This is a genomic window from Aquirufa beregesia, from assembly GCF_011090385.1.
GTDB lineage: Bacteria > Bacteroidota > Bacteroidia > Cytophagales > Spirosomataceae > Aquirufa > Aquirufa beregesia.
The window spans coordinates 287,602-310,760 of sequence record NZ_SEWW01000004.1; the positions used below are offsets into that span (position 1 = coordinate 287,602).

At 38.4% G+C, this 23,159-nt stretch carries 23 protein-coding genes; 10 read left to right on the top strand and 13 right to left on the bottom strand.

All coding sequences use genetic code 11. From position 1 onward, the window contains the following. Positions 1-2 precede the first annotated feature (2 nt). From EWU23_RS08560 to EWU23_RS08580, 5 genes are all read right to left on the bottom strand, one after another. On the bottom strand, positions 3-914 hold the full coding sequence (locus EWU23_RS08560) for an N-acetylneuraminate synthase family protein (RefSeq protein ID WP_166230847.1): 912 nt from the start codon (positions 912-914) through the stop codon (positions 3-5). A gap of 9 nt (positions 915-923) precedes the next feature. Next, positions 924-1,850 carry a metallophosphoesterase family protein gene (locus EWU23_RS08565; protein ID WP_166230850.1) on the bottom strand — a complete coding sequence of 309 codons (927 nt, stop codon included), beginning with the start codon at positions 1,848-1,850 and terminating at the stop codon, positions 924-926. Between the two features lie 178 nt (positions 1,851-2,028). Beyond that, positions 2,029-3,216, bottom strand: coding sequence for a glycosyltransferase family protein (locus EWU23_RS08570; protein WP_166230853.1), 1,188 nt, complete (start codon positions 3,214-3,216; stop codon positions 2,029-2,031). A 1-nt stretch (position 3,217) separates the two neighbouring features. Continuing rightward, positions 3,218-4,018: a UDP-2,3-diacylglucosamine diphosphatase gene (locus EWU23_RS08575; protein WP_166230856.1), complete on the bottom strand. Its 801-nt coding sequence runs from the start codon at positions 4,016-4,018 to the stop codon at positions 3,218-3,220. Positions 4,019-4,157: 139 nt separating this feature from the next. Continuing rightward, positions 4,158-4,877 (bottom strand): type III pantothenate kinase, encoded by a 720-nt coding sequence (locus EWU23_RS08580; protein WP_166230859.1) that lies wholly within the window; start codon positions 4,875-4,877, stop codon positions 4,158-4,160. Positions 4,878-4,946: 69 nt separating this feature from the next. Between EWU23_RS08580 and panD the strand changes: the two genes are divergently transcribed. After that, entirely contained in the window at positions 4,947-5,297 is a 351-nt protein-coding gene (gene panD, locus EWU23_RS08585) for an aspartate 1-decarboxylase (protein ID WP_166230862.1), read from the top strand. Position 5,298: 1 nt separating this feature from the next. Here the strand turns inward: panD and panB are convergent, their stop codons facing one another. Beyond that, a complete protein-coding gene (gene panB, locus EWU23_RS08590; RefSeq protein WP_166230865.1) occupies positions 5,299-6,114 on the bottom strand; it encodes a 3-methyl-2-oxobutanoate hydroxymethyltransferase in 816 nt (271 codons plus the stop codon). Then, a complete protein-coding gene (gene panC / locus EWU23_RS08595) occupies positions 6,092-6,970 on the bottom strand; it encodes a pantoate--beta-alanine ligase (protein WP_166230868.1) in 879 nt (292 codons plus the stop codon). Before panC ends, panB begins: the two co-directional genes overlap by 23 nt. A gap of 69 nt (positions 6,971-7,039) precedes the next feature. Between panC and coaBC the strand changes: the two genes are divergently transcribed. Then, complete coding sequence (gene coaBC, locus EWU23_RS08600; protein WP_166230871.1) at positions 7,040-8,230, top strand: bifunctional phosphopantothenoylcysteine decarboxylase/phosphopantothenate--cysteine ligase CoaBC; 1,191 nt, start codon at positions 7,040-7,042, stop codon at positions 8,228-8,230. Positions 8,231-8,280: 50 nt separating this feature from the next. Here the strand turns inward: coaBC and EWU23_RS08605 are convergent, their stop codons facing one another. The 6 genes from EWU23_RS08605 to EWU23_RS08630 form a co-directional block, all read right to left on the bottom strand. After that, positions 8,281-9,558 carry an MFS transporter gene (locus EWU23_RS08605; RefSeq protein ID WP_166230874.1) on the bottom strand — a complete coding sequence of 426 codons (1,278 nt, stop codon included), beginning with the start codon at positions 9,556-9,558 and terminating at the stop codon, positions 8,281-8,283. Between the two features lie 20 nt (positions 9,559-9,578). Next, positions 9,579-10,241, bottom strand: coding sequence for a bifunctional 4-hydroxy-2-oxoglutarate aldolase/2-dehydro-3-deoxy-phosphogluconate aldolase (locus EWU23_RS08610; RefSeq protein ID WP_166230877.1), 663 nt, complete (start codon positions 10,239-10,241; stop codon positions 9,579-9,581). A 2-nt stretch (positions 10,242-10,243) separates the two neighbouring features. Further along, positions 10,244-11,254, bottom strand: a complete 1,011-nt coding sequence (locus tag EWU23_RS08615; protein ID WP_166230880.1) for a sugar kinase — start codon at positions 11,252-11,254, stop codon at positions 10,244-10,246. Positions 11,255-11,257: 3 nt separating this feature from the next. Further along, on the bottom strand, positions 11,258-12,661 hold the full coding sequence (uxaC, locus tag EWU23_RS08620; protein ID WP_166230883.1) for a glucuronate isomerase: 1,404 nt from the start codon (positions 12,659-12,661) through the stop codon (positions 11,258-11,260). Between the two features lie 221 nt (positions 12,662-12,882). Then, positions 12,883-14,337 (bottom strand): tagaturonate reductase, encoded by a 1,455-nt coding sequence (locus EWU23_RS08625; protein WP_235942183.1) that lies wholly within the window; start codon positions 14,335-14,337, stop codon positions 12,883-12,885. Positions 14,338-14,451: 114 nt separating this feature from the next. Further along, entirely contained in the window at positions 14,452-14,775 is a 324-nt protein-coding gene (locus EWU23_RS08630; protein ID WP_166230889.1) for a DUF3467 domain-containing protein, read from the bottom strand. Between the two features lie 284 nt (positions 14,776-15,059). Here EWU23_RS08630 and EWU23_RS14140 point away from each other — a divergent pair, with 284 nt between their 5' ends. The 8 genes from EWU23_RS14140 (at position 15,060) to EWU23_RS08665 (ending at position 22,961) form a co-directional block, all read left to right on the top strand. Next, entirely contained in the window at positions 15,060-15,194 is a 135-nt protein-coding gene (locus EWU23_RS14140) for a hypothetical protein (protein ID WP_262886082.1), read from the top strand. Next, on the top strand, positions 15,191-15,454 hold the full coding sequence (locus EWU23_RS08635; protein ID WP_205753124.1) for a hypothetical protein: 264 nt from the start codon (positions 15,191-15,193) through the stop codon (positions 15,452-15,454). Before EWU23_RS14140 ends, EWU23_RS08635 begins: the two co-directional genes overlap by 4 nt. A gap of 679 nt (positions 15,455-16,133) precedes the next feature. Further along, a complete protein-coding gene (locus EWU23_RS08640; protein WP_205753125.1) occupies positions 16,134-17,237 on the top strand; it encodes an ATP-binding protein in 1,104 nt (367 codons plus the stop codon). A gap of 3 nt (positions 17,238-17,240) precedes the next feature. Beyond that, entirely contained in the window at positions 17,241-19,607 is a 2,367-nt protein-coding gene (locus EWU23_RS08645; RefSeq protein ID WP_166230898.1) for a S8 family peptidase, read from the top strand. Positions 19,608-19,877: 270 nt separating this feature from the next. Continuing rightward, the gene (locus EWU23_RS08650) at positions 19,878-20,138 is read left to right on the top strand and encodes a hypothetical protein (protein ID WP_166230901.1); all 261 of its coding nucleotides are present in this window, start codon (positions 19,878-19,880) and stop codon (positions 20,136-20,138) included. Between the two features lie 30 nt (positions 20,139-20,168). Continuing rightward, a complete protein-coding gene (locus tag EWU23_RS08655) occupies positions 20,169-20,342 on the top strand; it encodes a hypothetical protein (RefSeq protein WP_166230904.1) in 174 nt (57 codons plus the stop codon). Positions 20,343-20,428: 86 nt separating this feature from the next. Further along, positions 20,429-21,634 carry an SAVED domain-containing protein gene (locus EWU23_RS08660; protein ID WP_166230907.1) on the top strand — a complete coding sequence of 402 codons (1,206 nt, stop codon included), beginning with the start codon at positions 20,429-20,431 and terminating at the stop codon, positions 21,632-21,634. Further along, positions 21,621-22,961: an SMODS domain-containing nucleotidyltransferase gene (locus EWU23_RS08665; RefSeq protein WP_166230910.1), complete on the top strand. Its 1,341-nt coding sequence runs from the start codon at positions 21,621-21,623 to the stop codon at positions 22,959-22,961. The genes EWU23_RS08660 and EWU23_RS08665 overlap by 14 nt, the downstream gene beginning before the upstream one ends. The last annotated feature ends 198 nt before the right edge of the window (positions 22,962-23,159 follow it).

Genomic DNA, 23,159 nt, shown 5'->3' on the forward strand with positions numbered 1-23,159 from the left:
TGTTAAAGCATGTCTACTAATCTGTTTTCCGTGATATTAACACGCAGTTTTTTCATAGGTCCTATTTCACTTTCGTAAACTTGTTTGATACCATTTCCTAAGGATAATTCTGTATCATGTATATCTTTTACTAATCGAACAAAGCCTTGTGGCTCCACAGAGGCTGCATGATCAGATCCCCACATGGCACGATCCAAGGTAAAATGACGCTCCACAAATTGAGCCCCAATGGCTACTGCAGATACCGTTGTACTTAATCCTGTCTCATGTCCAGAGTAGCCTATGATATATTCTGGATACATGTTTTTAAGGGTATTAATCATACGCAAATTCAATTCTTCTGGTTTGCAAGGGTAGGCAGATGTGGCATGAGCTATCATTAAAGGGTAATCACCATATTCTCTGATTAAATCCACAGCAAAACTAATTTCATCGATGCGAGACATCCCTGTTGAAATCATGATAGGCCTTCCTGTAGCGCATATTTTACGAATTAGAGAATCGTCTGTTAATGAAGCCGAAGCCAATTTGTACATTACTGGATTGAATTGTTCCATGAAATCGACTGAAGGTTCATCCCAAGCTGAGGCAAACCAATCTATTCCTTTTGATTTGCAATAATTATCAATTTCCGAGTATTCCAAAATCCCAAATTCGGTTTTTCTCTTGTAATCAATGTAGGTCATTTTACCCCAAGGAGTATCTCTTACAATTTCCCATTGGTCTTTTGGTACACATATTTCAGGAGTACGTTTTTGAAATTTGACGGCGCTAACTTTAGCTTCTACAGCAGCATCAATCAATTGTTTAGCAATTTCCAAAGAACCATTGTGATTGATTCCTATTTCAGCAATTACATAGCAAGGACTTCCCTCACCAATAGTTTTTCCGGTATTTAACGTAATTTGTTTCATAAAGTCTAATTAAGATTGATATGTTGTATATGTATTGGTAAAACGGCCGTCTGGATATAAATCAATCATGGCATAACCCGGTTTAGTTTGTTGGTAATCTCCTGACCACCAAGCACCACTTACGGCACCGTTACAGCAGTAGGTAACCCCATTGTATTCTACACGATCTAGTAAATGAATATGTCCGCTTATGGCTAATTTGACATTCGGGTATTTTAAGAATAAGTCTTTTAGTTCACTGGCATCTTCGTGCATCCATCTGCCAGGAACAGTCCATTGATTTTTTTCAAATCTTTTTCCATCAAAAAAGATACATGCGGAAAGAATTGGGATGTGAGAGACAATCATGACAGGCTTAAATAGAGGAATATTGGCTAATTCATTTTTAAGCCAATCCATTTGCTCTTCATCGATTTTCCCAGTGTACCATTGACCATCTTGATTAGGGCTAATGCTATCTAAACTAAGTAAGTGCCATACACCTAGGTCTTTTGAAGTATAGCATTTATCCTCTTTTAGTTCATCTAATGCCCACTTTTTTCCATCTGTGATGCTTTGTGGATTTTCATTTTTACACCAAATATCATGGTTCCCAATGGACTGAATAATGGGAGTAGATAAAGTATGTGATAACACATCATTCCAAAGTTTCCACTGCTTTTCAGCAATCCTACGCCCACCTCGATGTGCATCCATGATGGCATCCCCACTATTGATAATTAAGTCAGGTTTGTCGGGTAAATTTTGGATGTGGGTTAGGCATTTTTCTAGACCTTTGGCAGCACCTATCAGTGGCATGATATGCACATCCGTGATGTGGGCAATACGAAAAGGTTTAGAATTTTTGGAGGATGAAGTTTTCGCCATTCCCATGGAAGGCAAACTAAGTGAACTGGCAACTAAACCTAAGGTGTGTAGTAGAGACCTTCTATTCATAGGGTGGTTGAGTCTTGATTTCTACCCAAATTTCCTATTTTAGTTTTACCTTAGTTTTTCCTGAAAATCATGTAATTGTGTTTTTTTTGTTGCCAATAACAAGGAAATGTTGCCATGTAATAACCAAATGGTAAAGGCCTATAAATGGGGGAATTATGGAACAAAAATTGCAGGTAAATTAAATTTTTGGCATAGATAGACCTCCGTTATTTTTTGGTAAAGTCCAGTTGATTCGCTTGGTAAATAGTGATTTCCAAGCACTTTTTTTCTCACGATCAGGTTGAATGAGCTCTCGTAAATGTATATCCATTAAACGCGATGATTCTTGAATCCAATGCTGATAGGTTGAATAATCCGTTTGGTGCTCTTTTTGGTAGTCTTTGAAAAGAGTTAAATCAAAGGATGTAGCCGCTAAACCAGCACCCGACTGGGAGGCATCAAATGCGTTGATCATTTGCTCAATATGATTGGGTACAGGAACCATCATGGTAGGTTTGGCCAAGTACATGGCTTCGGCAATTGACTCAAATCCTGCTGTTGAAATGAGCCCAGCACACTGGGACATTTTCTCCAAATACAGCTCCGCATTGATGGGATGAAAAGTCAAGTTGGTAGAATATGCGAAGATTTCTTTGTGAATAGGGTGATCCCAAAAACAGTCTAATTGAACGTCTGGATTCAGTTTGGACCATGCCATGATATCCTCGGCAAGCCGATAGTGTGTTAGGTAGGCTAACCAACTTTTACCAGGTATAGATTTCAGTTCTTTCACCTCTTTTCTTAATAAAGGAGGAATCACATCGATATTTCTTTGTGTATCATTTTCCAAAGGCAAAAAGGAAAGACCTAACCTTTTCTTTGAACCAATGGCCGTGATTCGAGTGTTTAGATTGAGAAAAAATTGGTCTAGTTTCTTTTCAGGAATGGTCTGAAAATGCCTATTTAATAATAAGTATTGATGACCAATAGATAAGCACGGAATCTTAGCCCCTGTTCTCCATTGGTGGAGGCCAGTGATGGATTCATAAAAATTAATGATTCCATCAGGTTTATTTTCTTCGATGAAATGGGCTAGTTCCGAGGCGCTATTCCAATAAGTTTTAAATTTGGAGAAAGCCTGTAAGGCCGTTTTTCCTACTTGCACAGCCTTCCCATTTCCATAACAGAGGGAGGGACTTTCGTACTGTAAAAGAGGTTTATCTCCAATATAATCAGTAAAAAAACTAGGGATTTTGCGGTTATTGGTGGAACCAACAGCATAACCAATCACTTCATGACCAGCTTCTTGAGCCATTTGACTAAGGGAAATGGCTTGGGTCAAATGACCTCTTCCTTCACCTTGAACAGTAAATATAAACTTTCCCATATTAGAGGGTCATTTGGTCGCTTAAAATTTCTTTTAATTCTTTTTTTAAATCAAAATCTGGATATTGGAGAATTTGCCATTCTCCTTGGTGCGTTTCTACCAAGGCCGTTAATGATTCTACCCAATCACCCGAATTCATGTAAGAAACCCCTTTGATTTGTTTGATTTCTGCTTTGTGGATGTGACCACAGATAATGCCATCAGCCTCTTGAGCGATGGCTAATTCTACCAGTTTTTCTTCAAAATCAGAGATGAAATTGACGGCAGCTTTAACCTTTTGTTTGATGGTTTGAGATAAGGAATAATAAGGTTTCCCTTGCCTTTCTCGATGGTAATTGTACCATTTGTTAATCCATAATAAAAAAGTATAACCAATGTCTCCTAGATAGGCTAACCATTTCATTTGACTGGTAATACTATCAAAGATGTCGCCATGGATGATAAAATATTTTTTACCAAATGATTTTAAGGTATAATCTCTTCGAATGGAGAACTGCTTACCTATTTTCAATGGAATGATTTGATCAAGAAAATCATCATGATTACCTCGGAGATAAATCACTTCTGTATCCCAGCGATCCATCATTTTTAATACAGCACGAAAGAAGCCGGTATGTTTTTTCTTCCATTCGCCTCCCTTTTTTAATTGCCATCCGTCGATGATATCTCCATTTAGAATGAGTTGGTGGCAGGAATAAGCTTTCAGAAATTCATTAACTTCTTTGGCTTTGGCACCCTTATTTCCTAAATGCAAATCGGAAATAACGATGGTTTTGTAGGTGGGTTGGTAGTTAACGCTCATGCTGCGCAGTTTTTCTATCTCAAAACTACGTTGATTACCAGTTGATTATGTTAGAGGAGCGTTAAGCTATGGTTAAATTTTGAATTGGAATTTCCTTAACGCTGTCAAGGTTTTAAACCTTGACAGCGTTGTTGCGTTGTTAATTCAACTTCGCCAATGCAGCTAATCCTTTCCAAATTAACTCAGCTTCAAATTGTACATCAAATGCCCTTAACTTAGGGATAAAAAAAGGGGCATCCCCACCACAAATAAGAACAACTAATTTTGGGTCCTGTTTTCTCATTTCCTCAATAAACCCTTGAACCTCCAATCGTATCCCAGACATCGTTCCAGCGAGTAAGTTACTCACAGTAGAATGTCCTAACAAAGGGAAGTCCATTTGCGGAGAAATTAATGGTAAATGTGCTGTATAATCATGCATGGACTTCGTCCGCATCATTAGGCCAGGACTTATAGCCCCTCCTTTAAAATGGCCATCTACAACCCAATTATACGTAATGCATGTCCCCATACAGATGCTCAAATGATTGCTATTAGGGTAAAGAACTTGTGCGCCTTCTGCTAAAGCTAGTCGGTCTACACCCAAGGTAGTCTTATCGTATTCCTTGTAATTTACCTGTGTCAAAGAGGTAGAACTGAGTTGGTGAAATGGCGCGAAATCTTTTAAGGCATTGATCAAATCTGTTGGAACGTCTATCACCGAACTAAGTATGATAGAATCAATCTGCTTATTTTGACAAATGGAAGATATAGATAAAAAATTGGCTTCTTTTATCGTTCCCCAATCCACCAACTGATCTCCTGCTAAACAAGCATATTTTAATTGAGAATTACCGAAATCCAAGCAAAGTACCATCATTCATTTGATTTGTTAACAAAGTTAAATATTTCTTTTTCGTAAATTTGCACACTCTCAAAAACCAAAATTGTGTATCAGATACAAATATTAAAATCGAAGGTGCATCGCGCCACTGTCACAGAAGCCAATATTGACTATGTCGGAAGTCTAACGATGGATGCAGATTTGATGGATGCTGCCAACATGTTAGAACATGAAAAAATTCAAGTAGTTAATGTCAATAATGGGGAACGAATAGAAACTTATTTAATCAAGGGTGAACGAGGATCGGGCATTATTTGCCTCAACGGTCCTGCCGCGAGAAAAGCCGTAGTAGGAGATATCGTCATCATCATTTCCTATGCCGTAATGGACTTTGAAGCAGCTAAGACTTTTCAGCCAACTGTTGTGTTTCCTAATGCAGCCAACCGTCTAGTCTAGCCTAGTAAGATTCTTCTTCATTGGGGAAATCTTGATTCTTCACATCAGCGACATAGTTCTTCACTGCTTGTGGAATCAAGTCTCCTAAATGTAAATAGCGACGTAAAAACCTGGGTTTAAATTCTGTGTTTATACCCAGCATATCGTGCATGACCAAAACTTGCCCATCGCAATGTTTTCCAGCCCCTATGCCAATGCTTGGGATATGAAGACTTTTACTCACTCGTTTGGCTAGATCGGCTGGAATTTTTTCTAGGACTATTCCAAAACACCCTGCTGCCTCTAACATCTTGGCTTCTTCTACCAATAAATTAGCTTCCTCTTCTTCCTTGGCCCTAACACCATAGGAACCAAATTGATAGATACTTTGCGGCGTCAAACCTAAATGTCCCATAACCGGGATCCCTGCTTTCACAATTTTTTTGATACTTTCTATAACCTCTTGTCCCCCTTCTAGCTTGATGGCATGGGCTCCCGTTTCTTTCATGATTCTTATGGCAGAAGATAGGGCAATCTCACTGTTGGATTGATAGGAACCAAAAGGCAAATCCACTATAACCAAGGCTCGATTGGTTCCTCTGACAACACATTGCGCATGATAAATCATTTGCTCCAAGGTAATGGGTAGAGTCGTTTCATGACCTGCCATCACATTACTAGCACTATCTCCTACCAGCAAAACATCCACACCTGATTGGTCCAGCAATTTGGCCATAGAAAAATCATAACAAGTCAGCATGGAGATTTTTTCTCCTTGCTTTTTCATGATTTGTAAACTCTGTGTCGTGATTTTTTTAAACTCTTTTAAATAGCTCATGTGAGAATAATTGATTGTCGATCAGTCGGACTCCACCAATAAAAGCGGCAACTAATACAACAAATGTTTGAGAGAGATTAGTAATAGGTTCTAAGCTTGTTGGGTCCGCTAAAGCGATATAATCCACGGATTCAAAGCCCGCATCCAATAATTGTTGAGCAAATTGTTGCTTCAATGCTTCGGCACTACTATTTGTTTGTTCTTGTAAAGCCTTTCGAATCATGTCAAAACCATGATAAATGGCCAAGGCTTGTGTCTTTTGTTCAGGACTAAGTCGAACATTTCGGCTGCTCATGGCCAATCCACTTTTTTCACGAATGGTATCACAGGAAATCAGTTGGATCTTAGGTTCAAACGGATAATGACGTATTAAATGTCGAATGACCGCCACTTGTTGAAAATCCTTAGAGCCCATAAATAATTGATCTGGTCGTACTGCCTCCAATAGGCGATGCACAATCACACAAACCCCCTGAAAATGCCCCGGCCTATGCGCTCCTTCCCAGAGTTCCTCTAATCTACCTAATGGATAATGCGGTAACTGATGCATACCTTCAGGGTACATCTCTTTTACTGAAGGAAGAAAAACAGCTTCACAGCCAGCAGATTCAAGCTTTTGGAGGTCTTCTTGTATGGTTTTAGGATATTTTTCAAAATCCTTAGGGTCATTGAATTGCGTAGGATTGACAAAAATACTGCAGACTGTCACCACCCCATGTTGTTTGGATTTTTCAATGAGCGATATATGCCCTTCATGTAAGGCTCCCATAGTGGGGACAAATCCAATAAGCGCATTTTTCAATCGATGGTCATCGATGAAATCTTGTAATGCCTGTTTTGTTTCAAATATCTTCATGGTCGAATTTGGCCTCAAAATTACCTTATTTTAAGCAAATTTCGTTACTTGCCGACCTTTTCCAATGCTATGTTACAAGGTAAAAAAATCGTCGTAGGAATTAGTGCCAGTATTGCGGCTTATAAAGCGATACTTTTGGTTCGTCTATTGAAAAAAAATGGAGCAGAGGTACGTGTTATTATGACTCAGGCTGCCAAAGATTTCGTCTCTCCACTAGTGCTTTCGACCTTTTCTAATTACCCAGTTTGGATCGATTTCCATGAGAATAATGTTTGGAATAACCATGTAGAATTAGGCCTTTGGGCAGATGCTTTTATCATCGCTCCAGCTACTTGCAATACACTTAGTAAAATGGCAAACGGATTGTGTGACAATATCGTTATTGCCACATATCTATCAGCCCGTTGCCCAATCTTCATTGCCCCAGCCATGGATGAAGATATGTATAAGCACCCCTCTACTCAACAAAATTTGGCCAAGTTGCAGTCTTTTGGCAATCATATTTTATCTGTGAATACAGGATTTTTAGCCAGTGGTTTACATGGAGAAGGTAGAATGTCAGAACCAGAAGAAATCCTTTTAGAGCTTGTTGAAAATGTAGGTAGAGGAAGAAGTTGGCAAGGGGAAAAAGTATTGATTAGTGCGGGACCTACCCAGGAGGCGATAGATCCCGTTCGCTATATTTCGAATCATTCCTCAGGCAAAATGGGTATTTCTCTGGCGGAGGCCTTTTATTTACAAGGAGCTCATGTTACAGTCATTGCTGGCCCCATGTCATTTAAGCCCAAATTTTCAGGGATTAATTGGATTCCGGTTGTTTCTGCCAAAGATATGGAGCAAGCCTGTCTTCGGGAATTCCCCTCGTCGGACTGGACCATCATGGCTGCCGCCGTGGCAGACTATCGGCCAGTTACAGTGGCTAGCGAAAAAATCAAGAAGAAGGAAAATACTTTAGAAATAAGCTTAGAAAAAACGACGGATATTTTAGCCACTTTGGGGACACAAAAAAGAAGCCATCAAAAACTGATTGGCTTTGCTTTAGAAACAGAAAATGAAGAGGCTCATGCTTTGGATAAATTACAAAGAAAAAAACTGGATGCTATCGTGCTGAATTCTTTAAAGGAGCTAGGTGCTGGTTTTGGCATGGATACCAATCAAGTTCATGTCTTTACTTCTTCAGGAGAACGTCATTCACTTAGCCTGAAATCAAAAGAGGCCATTGCCCAAGAGCTAGTCAATTTGTTTCAGTCTTGGAAATAAAAAAAGCGTGCCGATTGTTCAGCACGCTTAATACATGTATTCAATTGTGATTAATCAATTTTCGCTGTCTCTAATTTAGGAGCTAAGGAATAGATAATTACCCAAGCCAATATATAGGCACTTCCGCAAAGCAAGAAGATGATGTTATAACCATCATTGATATTTCCTAAAAGCTTATACTTATCTAATAAAGACCCCACGATCATAGGGAAGAAAATACCTCCTACAGAACCAGCCATTCCTCCAATACCTATCACAGAACTAACCGCTTTTTTCGGAAACATGTCGGTAGCAATGGAATAGATATTGGCACTCCAAGCTTGGTGAGAGGCTGCAGCCAAAGAAATCAAAGCAACTGCTTGCCAAATAGTATCACAATAACGAGCTAGCATAATAGGAACTACTGCCAAGGCAAAACCTAACATAGTGAATTTTCTTGCTTTGAAAGAAGGCCAGCCTAGGTTAATTAATTTACCGGATAACCAACCTCCACCAATACTTCCTACGGTAGTGGCAGTATATACAATGATTAATTCTAAGCTAGGTTTCTTTAAATCCAATTGGAAGCGTTCAGAGAAATAAGAAGGCAACCAGAAAAGGAAAAACCACCAGATAGGATCGGTCAACATTTTTCCAAAGAAAAAAGCCCAAGTTTGGCGGAAGCCAAATAATTTAGCCCATTTAACAGGCTCTTGGTTTTCATCTTTTTCTTCTTTATCAGCATGGATATAATCGAATTCAGCTTGTGATAATTCCTTGTGTTTGGAAGGTACTTCATAATATAACCACCAGAAAATTAACCAAATAAATCCGATGGCTCCTGTAGCGATAAAGGCCATTTCCCAGCCATAAACACCCAAAATCCAAGGTACTAAAATAGGGGCGGCTACGGCTCCGATATTGGCGCCAGAATTAAAAATGCCCGTGGCTAATGCTCGTTCATTTTTTGGAAACCATTCCGCCACAGTCTTAATTGCGGCAGGAAAGTTACCTGCTTCACCCAAACCCAATAATCCACGCATGAACGCAAAGCTCAATGTACCTGTTGCCAAAGCATGCAACATAGCCGCGATACTCCACACAATGATGGAAATAGTATAACCTAATTTGGTCCCAATTCGATCGATAATTCCCCCAAACCCTAATAAACTAATCGCATAGGCGGCTTGGAAGGTAATAACGATGTTGGAATAATCTGTCTCACTCCAATTAAATTGGTCTTCTAAAACCGGTTTTAATAGACCAATCACTTGCCTGTCTAGGTAGTTGATGGTGGTGGCAAAGAAAAGCAATGCACAAATTTTCCAACGGTATTTTCCAATTTCCATAGTAAGAGGTTTTGTTTGAGTTACAGTTCTCGGTAAGTTGTTATTAATTGGGCAATCATTTGTTCAATAGCTTGATAATCTTTTTTAGCAATTAAATCAGCTGGAAATAATTGAGAACCCATTCCTACCGCGGCAGCACCTGCTTTAAACCAAGTACTCAAACTCTCTTTATTTGGCTCTACTCCACCTGTCACCATAATTTGGGTATTGGGCATAGGGCCTTTTAATGCTTTGACAAAAGCGGGACCGACCACATTACCTGGAAATATTTTAACAATTTTGGCACCCCAAATTTCCGCTTGGCGGATTTCAGTCAAGGTCATTGTCCCCGGCATCCAAGGAATGTCGTATTTGCCACAAACCTCCCCAACAGCTTCGGTTGTGAATGGTTGTAACATAAAATCTGCCCCCATTTGAATGAACTCATGGGCTTGTTTGGCATCATAAATGGTCCCAATTCCTAATACCAATTCTGGACATTCTTTCTCCACATATTCCATCGCTTTCGCAAAAATATAGGGAGCTTCTTTGCCTCGATTGGTAAATTCAAAAACACGGATGCCACCATCGTAACAAGCTTTTAATACGCTGGTAGCGATGGATAAATCAGCATTAAAAAATAAAGGGACGATAGGTGTCTCTTGAATGCGTTGGTATACAACTTCGGAAGAATTTCTTGCCATGTTTATCGTTTTAAGCGTCCTGTCAGGTCTCCCTTCATGACGGTTTCTATTTCATCCAGGCTGGCTAAATTAATATCCCCCTCGATCGTATGTTTTAATGCGGATGCTGCTACCGCAAAAGATAATGACTGAGCTTCATCTTTCAGAACTAAATTTCCATAGATGTATCCAGCCATAAAAGCATCACCCCCGCCAATTCTATCTACTATTTGACTAATTTCTACTGTTTCCGACTTTAATACTTGTTTGCCATTGAAAGAAGTGGCCGACAACGTGTTTTGAGAAGCAGAAATTTGACCTCTTTTGGTATTGATGATTTTTTTAATTCGAGGAAAATGAGCCATGATTTGCTTGCAAACAGATTCCCAACCGCTTTTGGTAATGCCATCTGGAACTATGTTCAAAATATCTTCGGCATCGCCTTTTCCGCAGACAATGATATCACATCCCGCAATTAAGTCAGGCATGACTTCTTGTACCGATTTGCCGTATTGCCATAAGTTTTTTCGGTAATTGACATCGGCAGAAACGGTGATTCCTAAATCGTTGGCAACCTTGATGGCTTCTTTACACGCTTGAGCAGCCGATTCAGAAATAGCTGGACTAATACCCGTCCAATGAAACCATTGGGCATCTTTTAAGATTTCTTTCCAATTAAATTCTTTGGGATCTAAATGGGCAAAGGAAGAATCTGCTCGGTCATAAACTACCTTACTCGGGCGCATAGCGGCTCCAAATTCAGTGAAATATAAACCTAAGCGATTACCTCCATAGCGGACATATTGCATGTCCACACCTACTTTTCTGAAATAAGCAGTGGCGGCATGCCCCATTTCATGATCTGGGAATTTAGTCACATGAGCTGCAGGAATTCCCAAATGGGCTAAAGCGGCAGAAACATTGGCTTCTCCTCCTCCAAAGGTCAAATTGAGCGATTGTGCCTGAACGATTCTTCCATAACCTGGAGGGCTTAGTCGCCCCATGATTTCTCCAAACGTAACTACTTTTTTCATGCTTTATTCAAAATTAAAAAATTGGGACGCATTGGTATACGAAATGTCCTTGACCAATTTTCCTAACCAATCTATATCTGCTGGCAATTCGCCATTTTCCACATCTTGACCGATCAAATTACAAAGTATTCTTCTAAAATACTCATGCCTTGGGAAAGATAGGAAACTGCGGGAATCGGTTAGCATACCTACAAAATGACTTAACATCCCCATATTGGACAGGGCGTTGATTTGTTTTTCCATGCCATCTTTTTGATCCAAAAACCACCATCCTGATCCAAATTGAATCTTTCCTACGATGCTTCCATCTTGAAAATTTCCCGTCATGGTCGCAAACAATTCATTATCTCTTGGATTCAAGTTATATAAAATCGTCTTCGCCAATTGGTTGGTACTATCCAGTGTATTCAAAAATTTGGACAAAGGTTTAGCTTGTTCAAAATCTCCAATGGAATCAAAACCCGTATCTGGCCCTAAACTACTTAATAGTCGGTTATTGTTATTTCTCAAGGCTCCCAAATGAAACTGTTGTGTCCATCCTTTGGCATGATCTAAATGGGCAAAATAGACCAACATGGCAGATTTGAATTGCCATTTTTCTCTTTTATTGATGGTTTTACCTGAATGCAATCGAGTGAAAATAAGCTCAATTTCTTCCTCCGTATAATCCTCCGCATAAATATGTTCCAAACCATGGTCACTCAGTCGACAACCGACTGAATGGAAGAAATCGTGACGCTCTAGAATGGCATCTTTAAAATCTTGCAGGTGATTAATTTGCTTGCCCGTCACCTCGCTTAAGGCATTCACATATTCAATGAAAGTCAATTCATCATCCACCGCCATGGCTTTATCTGGACGGAAAGTTGGTAATACTTTGACCTCAAAACCACTAGCCGCGATCGATTGGTGATATGCCAAATTGTCGATAGGGTCGTCTGTTGTACAAAGCGCTTTGACATTCATTTTTCTCAACAAATTCCGAACGGAATATTCTTTGCTACGTAATAAAGCAGAGCAATGATCATAAATACGCTTTCCTGATTCGGCATTGAGCACTTCGGTGACACCAAAATAACGTTGCAATTCCAAATGCGTCCAATGATACAAAGGATTGCGCATGGTATAGGGAACTGTTTCTGCCCATTTCATGAATTTTTCTTCGTCAGAAGCATCCCCTGTAATGTATTTTTCATTGACCCCATGAGCACGCATCGCTCTCCATTTGTAATGGTCGCCATAGAGCCAAATTTGAGTGATATTGTCGAACTGCTTGTCTTCCGCTATTTGCTGAGGTACTAAATGGTTATGGTAATCAATGATGGGCATTTGAGCCGCATATTGATGGTATAAAGTCTGAGCTGTGCCCGACTGCAATAAAAAATCTTCGTTTAAAAAAGCCTTCATCGTTTTTTAATTAATGTAGAATGAGGAATGAAGAAAATAAAGGATATTTTTAAAAAATATTGAGTAGAAACAAAGTCAATTCTGCATTTCCCCTAATCCCTAATCCCTAATCCCTAATCCCTAATCCCTAATCCCTAATCCCTAATCCCTAATCCCTAATCCCTAATCCCTAATCCCTAATCCCTAATCCCTAATCCCTAATCCCTAATCCCTAATCCCTATTAAAGGTATTTCTTCACCGCTTCTTCAAAGCCGGGCAAAGCACTTAAATCATGCCCCCAAATCTTCTCATCGGCCAATACCTGTGTTAAGTTTAAGTCTTTCCAAGCTTCATAAAAGTAGGATGCATAATCGCATTGAATGGGGTAGAACTCACCATTACATTCTCCGAAATATTGACCATCTTCTATTTTTACGGCATGCATGAACTGTAAATAGGCTGCAAAACCCATCGCAAAAAGCTCAGGGGCCTTGCCAAAAATTTTGTAATAATTGACCAATAAAGGAATATTACGCATTCGCATTTTGGTGGTATACTGAACCGTGATATCAATCAATTTATGGTTGATAAACGGGTTTTTAAAGCGGTCCAATACCGAACGACCAAAGCGATCGGCAATTTTGAAATCCATTTTATACGGAATGGAATGGGCTAATTCAGTCAGCATGAGGTTCATCACCAATTTGCTGAGATATGAATTGCTCATGACGTCTTTGACCAAACGGAAACCTAGGAGATAGGACATGCCACACATAAGAGTATGGGTTCCATTCAAAAGTCGCAATTTGAGTTCACGGTAGATTTCAATATTCTCGGCAATCACCACACCCGAATCCACCGAAGCAAAGCTTAATATCTTTTTAACTTCTGAGCTTCCTTGAATGGCCCATAAGCGATACACTTCTGAAATGATGACTAATGAATCTTCATAACCTAGTTGTTCGCAAATAGCTGCTCTAGTAGCAGCATCCGGAGCTCCGGGCACAATACGATCCACTAGGGAATTGCAAAAATGATTGGCAGTTTGTAGCCATTGAATGAAGTCGGCAGGTAGTTGATGATCATGGGCTAATTTCAAAACAATGTCCTTTAATACATCTCCATTGTTGATGATCAACTCTGTTGGAATGATGACCATACCTGATTCTTTGCTTCCTCCAAAATGTAGCCAACGGGCAAGAAGAAAGGCAAGTAATTTAGCGGGGAAAGATGCTGGGCATCCATCGCTGATGGCATCATTGGCCACATATTGTATGCCTACTTCTGTGGTATTGGAAATGATAATTTGCATATCTGGACTGCTCGCACAGGCCAAAATGGCATCCCATTCTTTGGAGGCAGTCAAGGTTCTGGAAATGGATGAATTGATCAAATATTCCTCCACCTCTTTGCCCTCATCAATGCCTTTGATGCAATGGGTGAACAAACCATCTTGTGCTTCGAAGGCATCTGCTCCACCTTTGGCGGTTGATTTAACCAAGACAACCCGACCTTTAAAAACGCCTTGACGGTTGGCTTTATCCACAAAGTAATCGCAGAGTCCTCTCAATAGGACACCGGTTCCAAATTGAAGGATTTTCTCAGGATAAGTAAATACTTCCGGAGAAGGGTATTGAAGGGGCAGCTGGGTGTTAAAAGCTCCTTGACTGACTAATTGTTGGTTGAGAATGGGCATGGCCATTAAAATAAAAAAGGTTAATATACCTTTCTAAAGTAGAAAAGTAAGGGTATTTACCCAATGGATTCGTAAAATTTTAGGCCTATTTTAATCAAATTCAACTGCAAACGTTTACGCTTCGCCTATGGGGCCATTATAGTTCATAGGAAATTGAAAACCTGGGTTATCTAAGTCCTTGGCGATAGGTCCAAAAGCCTCTTCGTAGCGTTGAATATTTTCTTGAAGAGCCATCAATAAACGTTGAGCATGATCGGGAGTCATGACGATGCGCGACTTCACCTTTCCTTTGGGAATCCCAGGTAAAATACGAATAAAGTCCATGACAAATTCGGAAGGAGAATGGGCTATTAGGGCAAGGTTCACATAAGAGCCTTCTGCTAATTCCTCAGGCAATTCAATGTTTAACTGATTTTCTTCTGGATTTGGATTTTTCATAGCATAAAAATAGGAAGCTTAAATTTAAAGAAATATTAGGAATAATGCGCGTATAAGCGTCTTTTTCGGGAGCTAATTTGGGGATTTGTCAAGTCTTTGACGGGCAAAAAAGGAATGGCGATGTACATTTTCGATTGAAACTAAGCTTGATATTTTATGTAAAGCTTTTATTTCTTGCGTTTTCGCAAGAACCATTTGTGTCAAATTAGCCATATTTACTCAGGCTTTTTTCGCCAGCATACGGTATAATCAGCCCTATTTCTTGTAACCTAACCAATAATAACATGAAAAATTTCGTCGGCAAATTGCTTTTCGTAGCATTCGCATGCATGGCATTATTAATTGCCATCAAATTCAAAGAGATTAAAAAAGAATATCTCGATGGTTTTGATCAAGCTTCTTCTAAGAATATAAAATGAGGCGGCTTTCTTCTTGGAGCTTGGATTTGATCATGATCAACCTAGCTATATTTCTGTATTTTTCAGATAGTACTTCGCCTGCTAAGAAATTGGTACTTCCCAGCCCAATACCCAAACTGAAAATCAATAAAAAGTACCAAGGGGTGGATTTATTTAATCCGGCATTTCAGCAGACTGGATATCTGGAAATAGATAAAAAATCAGCGAAGACCAAGGTTTATGAGCGCAAGCGATTGAATGGACGAAGTTTTCATCGTTAGAATAATCAATATCAATTAATCCAATTGTTCGATTTATGGAAAATTTACTATCCTTTTGATAGAAACAAATTGTTTGCTAATTACTAATTATAGGATCATGTTGTAGATAATCTATTTCTTTACCTGTAGAAGAAGCAATTGTATATATATTGTTATTAAGTTGTGTAAAATATTTTACAGTTAAATCAGGACTTTTTTCACTTTAAAAGATAGACTTCTTGAATTAGTTTTTATTGTAGTTGGTCATGCCCAATTCGCCGCGACTATTCGATAAGATAATTTACTCTTTAGCTAAGCTCATTTTTTCCATACCAAATATAGTTATTTGAACAGTAATATTTGTGAAATAGGCGCTCGCTTCCTGTCGAAAAAGATTGATTTCAGGAATCCTTTGGGTAATTCATTCACAATACCAATGAGATATCATATTCGTAGTTCGAATAGCCTAAAATGGATTCGTCAATCTTGAGAAATTGTACAGGTGTCAGTTAATAAGTCTTTATGATTTGAGTGAAGCAATTTGTGGTGCTCAAATTGAAAGGTCATTTAAAGTTCAATGGAACTGCTTAGGATTCTATTTTATATTACGGTATGTAGAATATTTATTACACTTATTGAAATATTTATTACGGTTACTTTGTTTTGTTTATCAATATGTGTTATTTTTGCTTAACAATTAATGAATTATATGTATACTGAAATTTTAAAAATTATTGAAGGCGGGCTGACTAAGGACTTTAAAAAGGTTTTTAATTATTCAAAGTTATTGGCAGAGAAACTCTCTAAGGATGGGGATGAGAGGATGGCTAAAATGATATTAAAAGCCATTGAAAATGGGCCTGCTACAACTGTAACTATGGATGAATTAATGACCACTCCTGTCGATCATGAAAGCCGGCTGAGTATAGTTGATATTTCTTCACCTTCTAAAGAAATGTCGCCTATAATTTTACCTCAGTTGATTGAAGGAAAAATTGATGATTTTATTAATATCGTTAAGCATCAAAGTCAGTTGATCAGAAATGGTATCGAAACAACAAACACGTTGCTTCTTTATGGTAAACCTGGTTACGGTAAAACAACAGTGGCTAAATATATATCTGAAAAAACAGGCCTGCCATTGGTAGTGGCAAGGTTTGATGCTATTGTATCTTCCTTATTGGGTAATACAGCAAAAAATATTCGGAAGATTTTTGAATTTGCTGACAATAAACCTTGCATACTCTTTCTTGATGAATTTGATGCTATTGCAAAAGCAAGGGACGATCAGTATGAGTTGGGGGAATTAAAACGGGTGATTAATAGCCTTTTACAAAATATTGATTCTTTCGCCAGTCATAACATCTTAATTGCTGCGACTAATCATCCCGAACTGTTAGATAAAGCTGTTTGGAGGCGTTTTAATACGGTAATTGAAATCGGGGCACCGCAAGATGCTGAAATCATAGAGCTTGTAAAAGTTTTTACAACAGGCTTCAAAGCGGATTTCTTAGATGATGAAAGAAGGCTTGATAAATTAGTTAAGCTAATGAATGGTAAATCACCATCTGACATCAAAGGAATCATGAATAATGCCAAAGCTCAGGTGATTATTAACGGCAGAGGGATTTTAGCCTATGAAGATGTATTAATAGAGCTTTTTGAATTTACAAATCATGGTGAACTTACAATTGAAAAACTGGTGGAATTTTTAAACGACAATGGCATTCCACAAGCTGCTATTGCTGAGAGAATGAAAATATCAATTAGACAAGTAAGAAATTTTTTAAATAAAAACGCATAAAACATGGCTGACAAGAACCTTCCTATAAAATTCTTTCAAAAAAGACAGAAAGACGCTTTTGATAACGAAGCTGCCGGGGGTGGTGACATGCCTGCGTGGGCAAGCCAGGAAATTGCTGTTCAGAAGTCAGCCTATGTAAAACAAGTCTTATCCGGTATTTCAGATACGTTGGATCGTAAAAGAAAAACCAACAACTATACCCCTTCGGTTATTAAGGTTAAGATGAACCAAGACGCTTTAGCAAAAAGTTACCGAAAAGATATTGGCAACCTTTTTAATATTAATGAACTTAATATTATTGGAGTAAATGGGATTGACGAATTATTGATCAAGGTCAATGATGAACAGGTGCTGCAAGCGATTATTAAAAATCTGGATAGAGTTAACATTGCATTTCCATCTAATTCAACCGTAGTAGGAATTTCTGCTATCAGTGACATCGAGGCATTCGTGCCAGAAATTATTTTGGAAAAGGGAAAGGAAACTGAGGTGTTTAAGATAAAGTTATTCAATTATGGCAATATGGATTTGAATGGCATTCTTTTGAGAACGTTTGAAAAATTTTGCCACGATAACAAGCTTGAATGCCAACGCACATCCTATTCAGCTGAATTAAATATTTACAGTGTTAATGGCGTAACCGCAGATACACTTGAAGAGTTAAAAAACTTTGATGGTGTTCAAATGATCTCCGAGATGCCCGTTTACAATCTTGATATGGAAGAAATTTCTGAAGATCATGAGATTGTGGTTAAGTTACCCAAAAAGGATGTGGAATATCCGATTGTAGGTGTATTAGACACGGGTATAGCAAAAATACCACATTTGGCTCCCTGGCTACATACCGATAGCCTAACCTATTATGTAGAGGAAGATACAAATAAGGGGCATGGAACCTTTGTAGCTGGGGTAATGATTTATGGTGATGAATTAGAAGGAAAGGATTACACTGGATTTGATGGTTGCAAACTCTTTGAAGCAATTGTAATGCCAGACTTAAAGAAGCAAAAGCTGTACGAATATGAGCTAATAGAGCAAATAAGGGATTCGATTAGCAGGAACAATCATATAAAGATATGGAACCTATCTCTTGGTACAGATGTTGAGGCCGACCTCAACGAGTTTTCGGATTTTGCCAAAGCGCTCGATGAAATACAGGACGAGCATGATGTTTTAATTTGCAAATCGGCTGGAAACTGCGATAATTTTCAAATTAATGCTCCAAAACGGCGAATATCAAAATCTGCCGATACGGTTAGAGCTTTAGTAGTTGGTTCAATCACTCATGATAAGAATGCAACGGATCATGCAGAAAAATTTAATCCGTCTCCCTTTTCCAGGATTGGGCCAGGGCCAGCACATCTAATCAAGCCAGATCTCGCGCACATGGGCGGCAATGCCGGAACAGACGTAAGAAACCGGATCGTTAAAAATCCTGTAAAATCTTTCGCCGTTGACGGCAGGATTGCCAGACAGGTTGGCACCAGCTTTTCTACACCAAGAATTTCTGCGATTGCGGCGGGACTAAACTCGATACTCAATGAAAAGTTTAATGCTATTTTAATAAAGGCATTAATGATCCATTCGGCTAAATACCCTATAGAAATGAAAATGGGGATTGCGGATAAATTAAATTCAGTAGGTTTTGGGATGCCTTCAAGTATCGGCGATATTCTGTTCAATGAACCCAATGAGATCACATTGATTTTACAGGACACGATTGAAAAGGGTAATTATGTAGACATTTTGGATTTTCCCTTCCCTAAAAGCATGATCGATGATGAGGGGTATTTTTATGGAGAAATAACGGTTACACTTGTGACTTCCCCCATATTAGAGGTTTCCCAAGGGGCGGAATATTGCCAGTCAAACATTGATGTTTTTTTGGGTACTTATGACCAAAAAGTGGAAAAGGATACAACATTACCAAGGATCAAAAATCCTATTGGAGCGGAAGGGCGACAGAATCTTTTGAGCACTGCTGTATACAGTAAACGCGCCGGTAAGAACATGGATATACCTTTTGCTTCTGAAAGAATGTTGATCTCCTATTCAGATAAGTACCAGCCAGTAAAAAAATGGTGCGTTAATCTGGATGAGTTTACAGAATCAAATAAAGACAAATTTTTAAAAGCACCAAAGAACTGGTATTTAAAGGTCAAGGGGCTTTTTCGTGAATTTACAGAATCAAAGGCCGAAGCCCAAAAAGTTACTCCCAACATGGATTTTTGCCTGGTTATCACAATTAAGGACACAAAGAAAAAGGGCAATATTTATAATGAAGTAACCCAGTTATTGGACAATTACAGCTTTGTACATAGCAATGTAAAGGTTAGAGAAGAAGTTAGATTGAGGTTAAATAATGGATAATTTAAAACAACGCATACTATAAAAAACAAATAAAAATGCCCGTGAAGCTCGAATTTCACAGGCAAATCTTAAAAGAATGTTTTAAAGCTGTTGGTGGCTTAACGGGGTTAGTAACCCTTGGCATTCTACTTTATCGTATTGTAAGCACAGCAAAGGTAAAAATTACTTTGATTTAATATTACTTTTCTTCAGCCCGATAAAGAATACACCACACCGGAATAATATCCTAACTCCGATAGTACAAGGGTAATTACATATAATAACAATTTTATGCAAATAGAAGGAGCTGTTGTAAAAGAACAGGGTGTAACCTTTGCGATTGTGGTGGTTAAATCGCACGTATTAAATTCCAGTGGGCAATGTGATGACGCAAGAAGCTCATTCCGTAGTGTTTTTCCTGGTGTACCAATTATTTTGATGGCTCAAGACCATAGTGGTACACCAACTTATCAAGGCCGGAAAGATATTGTTGGATTTCTTTCAAATGTCCACATATCGCAAATACCCTGGAAACGATACAACGTCAAATAACAAACTATTTAATTTAAAACAATTACAATAATGGCCAGAAATGGAAAAGTTGGTGACGGCCACCGTAACGGAGCAGTCACAGGTAGAACTCAAGTATATAATCCTGTAACAGATGTTTGGACTAAAAGAGATAGAGAAACGGGGAAATTTATGGATGGTAAAGCCGATGGAACACCTTTTAAAGGTGTAACTAAGGAGAAGTGAACAATAGAAATAAGTCGATTTTAAATAAAGGCTGTCAGAAGTTTGGCAGTCTTTATTTTTCAGCATTACAAGCTAATAATTAAACTATGATTGAATATACCGACACCATTGACTTAGAAGATTTTACAGTATCCAAGCGACCAAGCATAAAAGAGCAGGATAGAATGAGGTTGTGGGTACGCTCGGGTGGGCGATGCGCTATATGCAATAAGTATTTACTCGATTTGGTTTATGACGTGTCTATTGGGGAAATGGCTCATGTTGTGGGCTGGAGTAAAGCAAAAAAATCACCGCGCGGTGATGCCGATTTACCGCTTGATGAACGCAATACGGTTGAAAACCTGGTGCTGTTGTGTGCGGATCATCATAAAATTGTAGACACCAAAGCTTTGTTGGAAGAATTTACTATCGAACGGTTAATCAAACATAAAATTGAACATGAACAACGAATACATCATTTAACCAGCCTTAAAATAGATTCTGAAAGTATTGTATTAAGGATGTTAGGCGGTATAAGAGGAGCTAACGTTGAGGTTTCTAAAGAACATGCGCGCCATGTCGTTTTCAATAGTGAACAAAAGTATGCTATGTTTCTGAACAGCTTTGACAAGCATGGAATCGAAATAGATTTGAATACTTTGCCCGATCCCGAAGATGCCTGGGATGCTTATTGGTCAATTGGAAAAGGTATCATAGACAAAAGCTTGATACCTTTGGGACAAGGTGTTAACAAAGGCGAGGTCAGGCATCTATCTGTATTCGCGTTAAGCCGTATCCCTCTTCTAATTTATTTGGGCTATAAGTTAGATGATAAAATCCCCACGTCCATTTATCAAAAACACCGTGGTGAAGAAGAAACCTGGCTATGGTCGGATAAAGAACTGATTGAAACTTTCGAAGCACGAAGATTATCAACCATTGCTTCCAATAACGTTGCTTTGATACTTTCCCTTAGCGGAACTATTGACCTGCCGAGCCTACCTCCTGAAATAACTGAAAGTTGCAATATTTACGAGATCAGACCTTTAGTTACTATTCCCAATAGAAATATATTTAGAAATAAAGCATCTTACGAGAACTTCACCAAAAGCTATCACCAGTTTTTAAGTCAATTAGAAATAGACCATAAGGGGTGTAAAACCATTCACTTATTTCCCGCCATACCTGTTTCCGGTGCCATTTCATGCGGGCGAGGACTTATGCGTGATGCCCACCCTGGTATTACAATCTATGATTTTACAGAAAAGGCATATAAACCAACTATAACCATTAATATTTATGAAACTAATTAACTACTTTAAAAGCTTCCTTGAAAAAGAGGTAAACTTAAATTCCGCCAGGATAACACTTTTGGATGAGCGTACCGAAACAATAACTAACGTTTTAAAGGAAAGCGAACTACTAAAAGATAACTTTCTCGATGTAATTCCACAGGGCTCCTATGCTCACAAAACCATCATAAAACCAGTAAGATCAACTGATGAATTTGATGCTGACATTTTATTATATATAGAAGAATTTTCAGAATGGGAGGCCTGTGATTATGTAGAAAAGGTGTATCAACTATTTAGAAACAACAGTACATATCGTGATAAAGTAAGCCGAAAAACAAGATGCGTAACCATAGATTACGCCAACGATTTTCATATTGATGTTGTACCATTTTTAGAGCGGCATGGCAGTAAATACGTTACTAATCGCCATGAGAATAACTTTGAGCTTACCAACCCCGAGAAATATACAGAATGGCTGGATGAACGTAACAGGATCACCAAGCATCGTTTTGTAAAAGTGATTCGCCTCATCAAATATTTAAGAGATTATAAAAGGACTTTCTCCATTAAATCCATCCTGTTAAACACTTTACTCGGAGAACAGGTCAATGATGCTGCTTTATTGGAAGACGAAAATTGCTACAGCGATATTCCTACCACATTGTACACCATTATGAAAAAGTTAAAAGCCTTTGTAGAAAGCAATACATACATGCCTACAATTTTAGATCCAGGTGATACCGGTGAAAACTTTGGAGATCGTTGGAACCAAGATGGCTGGGCTAACTTTAGAGATAGGATGATCTATTATAGTGATAAGATCACAGAGGCGTACCAGGAAACAGATCTACAAAAAAGTCTAGAGAAATGGCAATTCATCTTTGGAGATGAATTTGAAAAACCTGAAGTTTTTAATGAAAGCCAAACACGACCCTCTAATCATGGCTTGGCTGTTTACAATAATACAGAGCAACAAATAACAGATTTGGGATTGTCTGTTCAAATAGACCCTTCTTATAGTGTTCGTTTACTTGGTAGAGTTACTAAAAAACAAGGTTTCAGAGAATATGATTTAAGAACCAATGGTAATAAAGTAGGGAGGAATAGAAATATAACCTTTTCGATTAAACATTGCAATGTTCCTCAACCATATAAAGTTTACTGGAAAACGCTTAATCGCGGAGAAGAGGCTATTAAAATTAATTGTATTAGGGGCCAAATCATTCAAGGGGCAATTAACCACTCTGAACCTACAAGCTTTAAAGGCAATCATTTTGTGGAATGTTACATTGTCAAAAATGGTATTTGCGTTGCCAAGGATAGACAATCAGTAATTATCATTTAAACAAAGCATTCAGAACGTGGTCAATAAACTTGGAATATTAATCGTTTCCTTGAAAGACATGTCGGGAAAACATTTGAATAACATATAATATTTCCTAATTCACGCTCGCAATGATATAAATTGTTTTCAATTACATGTATCTATGCAAGTGCAGTTAACTTTCTTCCATCTGCCAATTATTAGGGCAATATTTATTCA